The sequence below is a fragment of the Stenotrophomonas panacihumi genome, from assembly GCF_001431645.1.
In the GTDB taxonomy this organism is placed as follows: domain Bacteria; phylum Pseudomonadota; class Gammaproteobacteria; order Xanthomonadales; family Xanthomonadaceae; genus Stenotrophomonas_A; species Stenotrophomonas_A panacihumi.
The window spans coordinates 1-9,996 of sequence record NZ_LLXU01000090.1 but is presented as its reverse complement, the minus strand read 5'-3'; the positions used below and the strand labels follow the sequence as shown (position 1 = coordinate 9,996).

General features: G+C 69.6%; 8 protein-coding genes. 3 read left to right on the top strand and 5 right to left on the bottom strand.

Annotated elements, in window-relative coordinates:
* The first annotated feature begins 173 nt into the window (after positions 1 to 173).
* From ARC20_RS11525 to ARC20_RS11515, 3 genes are read left to right on the top strand one after another with little or no spacing between them, the layout of a single operon-like run.
* On the top strand, positions 174 to 875 hold the full coding sequence (locus ARC20_RS11525; protein WP_057647231.1) for a CvpA family protein: 702 nt from the start codon (positions 174 to 176) through the stop codon (positions 873 to 875).
* 30 nt (positions 876 to 905) lie between these two features.
* Positions 906 to 2,372, top strand: a complete 1,467-nt coding sequence (gene purF, locus ARC20_RS11520) for an amidophosphoribosyltransferase (protein WP_057647229.1) — start codon at positions 906 to 908, stop codon at positions 2,370 to 2,372.
* 19 nt (positions 2,373 to 2,391) lie between these two features.
* Entirely contained in the window at positions 2,392 to 3,210 is an 819-nt protein-coding gene (locus ARC20_RS11515; RefSeq protein WP_057647227.1) for a ferritin-like domain-containing protein, read from the top strand.
* A gap of 3 nt (positions 3,211 to 3,213) precedes the next feature.
* Here ARC20_RS11515 and lpxH read toward each other — a convergent pair whose 3' ends face one another.
* From lpxH to ppk1, 5 genes are all read right to left on the bottom strand, one after another.
* Positions 3,214 to 3,960, bottom strand: coding sequence for a UDP-2,3-diacylglucosamine diphosphatase (gene lpxH / locus ARC20_RS11510; RefSeq protein ID WP_057647225.1), 747 nt, complete (start codon positions 3,958 to 3,960; stop codon positions 3,214 to 3,216).
* A 31-nt stretch (positions 3,961 to 3,991) separates the two neighbouring features.
* Positions 3,992 to 4,537: a phosphatase PAP2 family protein gene (locus ARC20_RS11505; protein ID WP_057647223.1), complete on the bottom strand. Its 546-nt coding sequence runs from the start codon at positions 4,535 to 4,537 to the stop codon at positions 3,992 to 3,994.
* The gene (locus tag ARC20_RS11500; protein ID WP_057647221.1) at positions 4,518 to 5,660 is read right to left on the bottom strand and encodes a glycosyltransferase family 4 protein; all 1,143 of its coding nucleotides are present in this window, start codon (positions 5,658 to 5,660) and stop codon (positions 4,518 to 4,520) included. Before ARC20_RS11500 ends, ARC20_RS11505 begins: the two co-directional genes overlap by 20 nt.
* A gap of 453 nt (positions 5,661 to 6,113) precedes the next feature.
* A complete protein-coding gene (gene ppx, locus ARC20_RS11495) occupies positions 6,114 to 7,640 on the bottom strand; it encodes an exopolyphosphatase (RefSeq protein WP_057647219.1) in 1,527 nt (508 codons plus the stop codon).
* Between the two features lie 139 nt (positions 7,641 to 7,779).
* Positions 7,780 to 9,882: a polyphosphate kinase 1 gene (ppk1, locus tag ARC20_RS11490; RefSeq protein WP_057647217.1), complete on the bottom strand. Its 2,103-nt coding sequence runs from the start codon at positions 9,880 to 9,882 to the stop codon at positions 7,780 to 7,782.
* Positions 9,883 to 9,996 lie beyond the last annotated feature (114 nt).

The following is a 9,996-nucleotide window of genomic DNA, read 5'->3' as shown; positions in this document are numbered from 1 at the left end:
GCACCATGCCGGCGATGCCGAGCAGCTGAAGGCGCAGGTCGCCAGCAAGGTCGGCATCGCCGGCATGGTGCGGCCGCATCCTTGAGCCTGGCCTTGATTCCGCCGGTATCCGCACCCATCCACGGGGCGGCTGCACCCGGCGGTTGGCCCGACCCTGACGCACGGAGCGCGGCGTGATCGATCTGGTACTGCTGGGCGTGATCGGGCTGTCGGCGCTGCTGGGCCTGTTCCGGGGCTTCATCGGCATCGTGGTCGGCACGTTGTCGTGGATCCTGGCGGTGTGGCTGTCGTTCCTGTTCGGTGGCGCCGCGGCGCACTGGCTGGCCGGCGGCCAGCATCCGACGCTGACGCAGTACGTGTGCGGTTACGGCGGCGTGTTCATCGCGGTGTTCGCCACGGTGGCGCTGGTTGGCTGGCTGATCCGCGCGGCGGTGAACGCGGTGCGCCTGGGCGGGCTGGACCGCATCGCCGGCTTCGGCCTCGGCGCGGTGCGCGGGGTGGTGCTGGCCTGCGTGCTGGTGCTGCTGATGGGCTACAGCTCGTTGCCGCAGGAAGACGCCTGGCGGCAGTCGCAGGTGGTGCCGTGGTTGGCGCCGGGCGCGCACTGGATGCGCGCGCAGCTGCCGGATTGGTCCGTTCCGGTGGCGGATTTGGGCAAGTTGGCCTTGCCGGGCGATAATGGCGACCTCTCCGCGACGGGACAGCCCGTCGCAGTGCCCGCGGCGGAAGGCCACGTGGGACAGGGCGGCGAGACGGCCGTGGCGGACCCTGCCACGGCGCTGCCCACCAACATCGAGCCGTCGCCCGCGCGCGACGGCGAACACGGCCCTCGGCGGGCCGACCCCCACGGCCAGGCACGGCCACCTTCACAGTAGGGGCGCAAGCCCCAGCGGAGATCACGCAACATGTGTGGCATCGTCGGTATTGTCGGCAACCAGAATGTCGCCGGGCAGCTTTATGACGGCCTGACCGTCCTGCAGCATCGTGGCCAGGACGCGGCGGGCATCGCCACCGCGGACGGTACGCGCCTGCGCGTGCAGAAGGCCAATGGCCTGGTCCGCGACGTCTTCGATGAAACCAAGATGGCCGTGCTGGAAGGCCGCGTGGGCATCGCCCATTGCCGCTACCCCACCGCCGGCTCCGAAGGCATGGACGAGGCGCAGCCGTTCTACGTCAACTCGCCCTACGGCATCGCGCTGGCGCACAACGGCAACCTGATCAACACCGAGACCCTGCGCCAGCAGGTGTTCGAGGCCGACCGCCGCAACATCAACACCGATTCGGACAGCGAAGTGCTGCTCAACGTGTTCGCGCACGAGCTCGACGCGCAGGGCATGCTGACCCCGGAAGCGGCGATCCGCGCGGTGGCCGGCGTGCACCGCCGCTGCAAGGGCGGCTACGCGGTAGTCAGCGTGGTGCTGGGCCTGGGCCTGGTCGCCTTCCGCGACCCGCACGGCATCCGCCCGCTGGTGCTGGGCAAGCGCGCGCATGCGGAAGGCGAGGAATACGTTGTTGCCTCCGAGTCCTCGGTGCTGGACATCCTCGGTTTCCAGCGCGTGCGCGACGTGCAGCCCGGCGAGGCGCTGGTGATCACCGCGCGCGGCGAGCTGTTCTCCGAAGTGTGCGCGCCGGCGGTGTCGCATACGCCGTGCATCTTCGAATACGTGTACTTCGCCCGCCCGGACTCGATGATCGACAACGTGTCCGTGCACAAGGCGCGCATGCGCATGGGGCAGAAGCTGGGCGAGAAGATCCTGCGCCTGCGCCCGGACCATGACATCGACACCATCATTCCGATCCCGGATACCTCGCGCGATGCCGCGCTGGAGATGTCCAACGTGTTGGGCGTGAAGTACCGCGAGGGCTTCGTCAAGAATCGCTACGTCGGCCGCACCTTCATCATGCCGGGGCAGGGCGAGCGGGTGAAATCCGTGCGCCGCAAGCTCAACCCGATCCACCTGGAGTTCCGCAACCGCGTGGTGCTTCTGGTGGACGACTCGATCGTGCGCGGCACCACCAGCCGGCAGATCGTGCAGATGGCCCGCGAGGCCGGCGCGCGCAAGGTGTACCTGGCCTCGGCCGCGCCGCCGGTGCGCTACCCGAACATCTACGGCATCGACATGCCGGCGGCCGAAGAGCTGGTCGCGCACAACCGCAGCGAGCAGGACGTGCAGGAATTCCTCGGCGTGGACTGGCTGGTCTACCAGGACCTGGAAGACCTGGAGAGCGCGGTGCGCGAGGGCAACCCGGCGCTGAAGGAATTTGATTCCTCGTGCTTCAACGGGCGCTACACCACCGGCATCGAGCCGGGCTACTTCGAGCGCATCCAGCAGCTGCGTTCGGACGAGGCCAAGCACAAGCGTCGCGCCTGACCGCGACGCGCCGGCGGCCATGGACGCAGCCCTGCCCGGCGACCTGCTGCAGGCGGCCCAGCGCTGCCTGGCAGCGGCCGATCCCACCGAGAAAGTCGCGCTGACCCAGCGCTACGCCGCGGCCTTCCGCCGCGGCGAACTGGCGATGCCGGCCGGCGCGCCGGCCCCCGAAGCGATCCGCATGCCCGGCCGCCCGGAACGGCCGACGCTGGTGCATCCGCGCGAGCTGCCGCGTCGCGGGCTCGGCAGCGCGGAAGGGCGCGCGGCGTTCCTGCATGCCATCGCGCATATCGAACTCAATGCGATCGACCTGGCGTGGGATGCGGTCTACCGCTTCCGTGCGCCGCCTTCGCCGTTCCAGGCCGACTGGGTGTCGGTGGCGGACGATGAGTCGCGCCATTTCGCGCTGCTGCGCGCGCGGCTGCGCGAGTACGGCCACGACTATGGCGACTTCGACGCGCACAACGGCCTGTGGGAGATGTGCGAGAAGACCGCGCACGATGGCCTGGCGCGCATGGCGCTGGTGCCGCGCGTGCTGGAAGCGCGCGGGCTGGACGTCACGCCCGGGATGATCCTCAAGCTGCGCTCGCTGGGCGATGCGGCCACGGCCGACATCCTGGAGATCATCCTGCGCGAGGAAGTGGGACATGTGGCGGCCGGGTCGCGCTGGTATCGCTGGTATTGCCAGCGCGAAGGCGTGGAGCCGCGTGCGCGATTCAAGGAACTGTTGCGCGAATACGCCGGCGGCTACCTGCATGGGCCCTTCAACATCGAAGCCCGCTTGTTGGCGGGCTTCGACGAGGATGAGCTGGCGAGCCTGGTGGAGCAGGCGGGGTAGTTCTCAACCCGCCGCGAGCGACTCCAGTTCCATGCCGTCCGCGTCCACGCGCAGCACCGAGCCCTGCTCGTACCAGTCGCCCAGCACCACGCGCGTGCATGACAGATCGCCGACCTGCACCGAATGGATCGCCGGGCGATGCGTATGCCCATGGATGATCCGGTCCACGCCATGGCGCGCGAACGTTGCCTCCACTTCGGCCGGTGCCACGTCGGTGACGGTCTCGAACTGCGCGCGATCGCCTTCCTTCATCTCCGACTGCCGCGCCTGGCTCGCCGCGCGCGCCTGCTGCGCGAACGCCACGCGCGCCGGCAGCGGCTGGGAGAGGAATTGCGCGATGAACGCCGGGTCGCGCGTCTGCGCGCGGAACTGCTGGTAGGCGACATCGTCGGTGCACAGCAGGTCGCCGTGCATCAGCAGCGCGGGGCGGCCGTAGAGATCGATGACCGTCGGGTCGGGCAGGATGCGGAAACCCGCGCGGCGCGCGTAGTCCTCGCCGACGAGGAAATCGCGGTTGCCGGCCATGAAGTAGATCGGCACGCCGCTGTCGGCCAGCGCGTGCAGTTCGGCGGCCACCGCGTCGGCGGCGGGCGAAGGCGTGTCGTCGCCGATCCAGGCTTCGAACAGGTCGCCGAGGATGTACAGCGCCTCGGCCTGGCGCGCTTCGCCGCGCAGGAAGGCCAGGAACAGGTTGGTGATCGCCGGGCGCGCCGGATCCAGGTGCAGGTCGGAAACGAAGAGGGTCGTCATGCCCGGCATTGTAGGCCAGGCATGGCGTGCTTCAGAGCAGGCTGGCCATCGGCAGGAAGCCCAGCGAGAGGCTGGCGAGCACGCTGCCGATCGCGGTGGCGGCCAGCACATCGCTCGGGTAATGCAGGCCGAGCACGACGCGCGAGAGCGCCACGCACGCCGAGAACGGCACCACCACCGGCGCCAGCCAGGGGTAGTAGGCCAGCGCGACGATGCTGAAGGACACCGCGTGCAGGGTGTGGCCGGAGGGGAAGCTGAATTCGTCGAGCGGCGCGACCCAGGCGCGGATGCGCAGGTGGGCGGCATAGGGACGCGGGCGGCGCGTCCAGCGCTTGAGCGCCTTGTAGAGGGTGAGCGCGATGACGCCGGTGGCGGCCATGTGGGCGGAGGCACGCACGCCGTCCATGCCGTCGACGATCACCAGCAGGCCCATCAGCGCGTACCAGAACACGCCATCGCCGAGGCGGCTGATGGTGGAGAAGAAGCGCCGCACGCGCGAGCGCCGGCACCACAGGTTGGCGCGCCGGCACCAGCGGGTTTCGCGCCCGCGCAACAGTTCAAGCCGCGTCGACAGCATGGTGTCCTCCGGGGGCGATGAGCGATTGCAGGGTGTCGTCGAAGTCGGCGACGACCCGGTCCGGGTGCAGCTGTTTCATGGCCGCGCTGGCGGCCTGGCCGATGCCGCGGCGCAGGGCGTCGTCTTCGGCCAGGCGCACGGCCGAATCGATGAAGGCCTCTTCGTCGGCCACCGCCGCGCCGGTCACGCCGTGGCGCATGTACTGGCGCGCGGCGCCGTAGTCGAAGGCGACGGTGGCCACGCCGCTGGCCATGGATTCGAGGGTGACGTTGCCGAAGGTTTCGCTGCGGCTGGGGAACAGGAACACGTCGCCGCTGGCGAAGTGGCGGGCGAGGGCATCGCCGCGCTGCACGCCGCAGAAGATGAAGTCGGGGTTCTCGCGCTGCAGGCGTTCGCGCATCGGGCCGTCGCCGACCCACACGAAGCGCGCCTTGGGGCGCACCTGTTGCAGGCGTCGGAAGGCGCGCACGGCCAGCGGGAGGTTTTTCTCGCCGGCGATGCGTCCGACGTAGATGGCGGCCAGGCCGTTGTCGTCGATGCCCCATTCCTCGCGCAGGGCGGCGTCGCGGCGGCGCGGGTCGAACTGCAGGTTGTCGACGGCGCGGGCGAGCAGACGCACGCGGGCGAAGCCGTTGTCCTGGAGGAACTGGCGCAGTTCGTCGGTGGGGACGAGGGTGGCGCCGGCCTGGTTGTGGAAGCGGCGCATCCAGCGCAGGGCGGCGCCCTGCAGCCAGGCGGCGCCGTACTCGGGCAGGTATTCGTCGAAGCGGGTGTGGAAACCGCTGGCGACGGGGATGCCCAGGCGGCGCGCGGCGCGCATGGCGGACCAGCCGAGCGGGCCTTCGGTGGCGATGTAGACGGCGTCGGGACGCTGCTGCTGCCAGTGGCGGGTGAGGCGCTGGGTGGCGGGCAGGCCGAAGCGCAGGCCGGGATAGCGGGGGAGGGAGGCGCCGCGCACGAGCAGGGTGGTGTCGTCGGCGTTGGCGGCGTCGGCCGGCTGGCGCGGACGGATCACCTGCACCGCATGGCCGCGCGAACGCAGCCCGGTTTCCAGCCCCTGGACGGTCAGGGCGACGCCGTTGACCTCCGGCGGATAGGTCTCGGTAACGATGGCATAGCGCATGGCGACCTCCGGATGGTGCGCAGTGTCTTTGCTGGGGGTGGCATGGGTGTTGCAGTTGTGTTGCTTTTGGATGACTCGGGGTTTTTTGTTGGGCGCGCGGCTGTTTGGTTGTTATCGCGCGGCGCCCGGGGGCCATGCCCTGGCGGGGGACGCCAAAAACTGCATCCATGCGGGGCTCGTCAGGCGACATCCATGTCGCCCGACGCCCCCGCCAGGGCATGGCCCCCGGACGCCCGATGGATAGCCACGACCGGACACGGGAAACAAAAGCCGCGGCGTCGGCCACGGCTGGATGTCATCTGGTGGAAAGCCCCCCTTCTGTTAAGGGGGGCGCGGCAAAGACGCGGGGGATAGGCGAGGCGGAAGCTGGGGCCCGAAGTTTGCGCAGCAAACTTTGGCGGCTAAGCCCGCAAAGCGGGATTAGCCGCGAAAGCCTTTCGAGGCCTAACTTCGTTAGGCCTCGAAAGGCTTGAAGGAGATCCCCAGGCCCGCCATGCCTTCCACTTCGCCGATCAGGTCGGCGCGCAGCAGCGGGCGGGTCTGCAGCCATTCCTGCGAGAGCACCAGGGAGAGGCGGTTGTCGTCGGCGCTCAGTTCCAGCGTCGGAATCGGGTCCGATTCGTGCGCGCGGTGCAGCAGCACCGCCAGGCGCAGCAGGGCGGCCTTGCGGCGCGTCGCCAGCAGCAGGCGGTCCGGCAGGGCTTCGAAGGCGTTCTTCGGCACGTTGCGGCGATGGGTGCGCACCAGCGTGGCGAGCACCTGCTGCTCCTGCCGCGAGAAGCCGGCGATGTCCGAGTTCTCCAACACGTAGGCGCCATGCACGTGGTACTGGCTGTGCGCGATCATCAAGCCCAGTTCGTGCAAGCGCGAAGCCCAGCCGAGGACGCGGGCGTCGTCGCCGTCCAGCTGCCAGGGGCTGGCGACCTGCGCGAGCATGCGCTGCGCGGTGGCCTCCACGCGGCCGGCCTGGTTCTCGTCGATGGCATAACGATGCATCAGCGCGGCGACGGAGTTGTCGCGCGGGTCGCTGGCGCCGGCGCGGCCCAGCATGTCGTACAGGATGCCTTCGCGCATCGCTGCCTTGCTCACCATCAGCTTCTCCAGGCCCAAGGCCTGGAACGCGGCTTCCAGCACGAGGATGCCGCCGGCAATGATCGGGCGGCGGTCCGCCGACAGGCCCGGCAGCTGGATGTCCTCGATATGCTTGGCCTTGAGCAGTTCCTCGCGCACGACCGGCAGGGCCTGGGCGGTGATCGCGCCCTTGGTCAGCTTCATCGCCGCGCAGATCTCGCCGATCGACTTGTGCGTGCCCGACGAGCCCACGGCTTCATGCCAGCCCAAGGCGCGGTACAGCGTGGCGAACTGCTGGAATTCGGCGCCGATCTCGGTCAGTGCATCCTTCCAGCGCTTCTTGGACAGCTTGCCGCCGGGGAAAAAGCGCCGCGTGCTGGCGATGCAGCCGGCCTGCAGGCTCTCGCGCTCCAGCGTGTCGAAGCCGCGGCCGATGATGAATTCCGTCGAGCCACCGCCAATGTCGATGACCAACCGGCGTTGGTCCGGCTTGGGCGGCTGCGCGTGCGCCACGCCCAGGTAGATCAGGCGCGCTTCCTCGCGGCCGCTGACCACTTCGATCGGATTGCCCAGCGCCGCTTCGGCCGGCGCCAGGAAGGTCTGCGGCGAGCGCAGCTGGCGCACGGTGTTGGTGGCCAGGGCACGCACGCGGGTGGGCGGGATCTCGCGGATGCGCTGGCCGAAGCGCGCCAGGCACTCCAGTGCGCGGGCACGGGCATCGGCCGACAGGCCGCCCTTGCCGTCCAGGCCGTCGGCCATGCGCACGGTCTCGCGCAACCGGTCCACCACCCGCAGCTGCCCGAGCATGTACCGGGCAATGATCATGTGGAAACTGTTGGACCCCAGGTCGACGGCGGCCAGCAGGTCACCGTCCTGCAACGGCGGAGAGGTCGGGGAGGTATTCGGCATGGGGCAAATGTTAGCGTGGGGCGCGTGGAAGCGCAGTAGCCGACACGGGTGCCGCCACGGCACAGCGTGTCCCGCGTGAAGACGTGATGGGTGCGCGAAGACGGCGGCCCGCGCGAGGGGCCGCCGGCGGGCGTGGCGCTTACAGGCTCTCGAGCAGCGTCTGCTGCGCCGAATGCAGGCGCTCGCCCTCGGCGGGCTGGCGCTTGCGGTAGATGCCGTCGGCGTGCAGCTCCCAGGCGTTGCAGTTGTCGTCCAGGTAGTTCTGCAGCACTTCGCGATGGATGCGCGCGGCGATGTCCGGATCCAGGATCGGGAAGCAGGTTTCCACGCGGCGCAGCAGGTTGCGCTCCAGCCAGTCGGCGCTGGCGCAGAACAGCTCCGGCGCGCCATCGTTGCCGAACCAGTAGACGCGGCTATGTTCCAGGAAGCGGCCGACGATCGAGCGCACGCGGATGTTGTCCGAAATGCCCGGCACGCCCGGGCGCAGCGTGCAGGCGCCGCGCACGATCAGATCGATCTGCACGCCGGCCTGCGAGGCCTGGTACAGCGCACGCACTACCTGTGCCTCGTTGAGCGCGTTCATCTTGGCGATGATGCGGCCCGGCCGCCCCTGCTGGGCCAGCTTCGTCTCGCGTTCGATGCGCGCCAGCACGCCGGCATGCAGGGTGAAGGGCGATTGCAGCAGGCACTTGAGCTTCATCTTCGGCGCCAGGCCGGAGAGCTGCTGGAACAGCAGGTGCACGTCGTTGCCGATGTCCGCATCGGCGGTGATCAGGCTCAGGTCGGTATACGCGCGCGCCGTGCCGCTGTGGTAGTTGCCGGTGCCCAGGTGCACGTAGCGGCGCAGCTTGCGGCCTTCGCGGCGCACGATGAGCAGCATCTTGGCGTGGGTCTTGTAGCCGACCACGCCGTAGACCACCTGCACGCCGGCTTCCTGCAGCTTGTCGGCCAGGCCCAGGTTGGCCTCTTCGTCGAAGCGCGCGCGCAGTTCGACCACGACCGTGACGTCCTTGCCGTTGCGCGCGGCCACGACCAGCGCATCGACGATCGCCGAATCCTTGCCGGTGCGGTAGAGCGTCTGCTTGATCGCCAGCACGTTCGGGTCGACGGCGGCCTGGCGGATCAGGTCGAGCACCGCGGTGAACGCATCGAAGGGGTGGTGCAGCAGGATGTCGCCCTTGCCGGCGATCTCGAAGATGCCGTCGCTGTCGCGCAGGGTGCGCGGGTTGAACGGCGGGTATTTCAGTTCGGGGCGCTGCACCAGGTCGTACACCTGCACCACGCGGCTCAGGTTCACCGGGCCGGCGATGCGGTACACCGCGTTGTCCGGCAGGCCGAAATTCTGCAGCAGCGTGCGCACGATCGGCTTGGGCATGTCGTCGGCGATCTCCAGCCGCACCGCCGGCCGGTAGCCGCGGTCGACCAGTTCGTCGCGCAGGGCCAGCGCCAGGTTCTCCACTTCCTCCTCGTCCACCACCAGCTCGGAGTTGCGGGTGACGCGGAACTGGTAGGCGCCCTTGACCTCCATGCCCGGGAACAGCTCGTCCACGAACGCGGAGAGCACCGAGGACAGGAACACGAAGCTCTGCGTGCCGGCCTCGGAGAGGCTGTCGGGCAGCTGGATGATGCGCGGCAACGAGCGCGGCGCGCGCACGATGGCCAGGTGGCCGGCGCGGCCGAAGGCATCGGTGCCTTCGAGCACGACGACGATGTTCAGCGTCTTGTTGAGGATCTTCGGGAACGGGTGCGCCGGGTCCAGGCCGAGCGGCGAGAGCACCGGCATGATCTCGTTGCGGAAATACGCGCGCAGCCAGCGCTTCTGCCGCGCGGTCCACGAGTTGCGGCCCAGCACGGCCACGCCGGCCTCGGCCAGCGCCGGGCGCAGGATCTGGTTCCAGCAGTGGTACTGCTGGTCCACCAGTTCGGCGGCGCGGTCGTGCACGGCATTGAGGATGGCGGTGGGGCTCATGCCGTCCGGCGCCGGGGCCAGGCCGAATTCCTGCGCGTGGCGCACGGTGGCGGCGCGGATTTCGAAGAATTCGTCCAGGTTGGTGCAGGAGATGCACAGGAAGCGCAGGCGCTCCAGCAGCGGCACCTGTTCGTCCAGCGCCTGGGCCAGCACGCGGAAGTTGAAGTCCAGCTGCGACAGCTCGCGGTTGAGGTACAGCGCCGGCTCGCGCAGCGGATCGTGCGCGACGGGTTCGGCGATGGCGGTAACGGCGGCTTTCCTGGCGCTGGCCATGTGACCTTCTACGGGTGGGTGGGGCGGGGGGGGGGGGGGGCCGGGGGGGCCGCGGGGGGGGGGGGGATACCATACGCAGGGGTTCACTGTCGCGGGGGTGTCAGGGCCACGCAG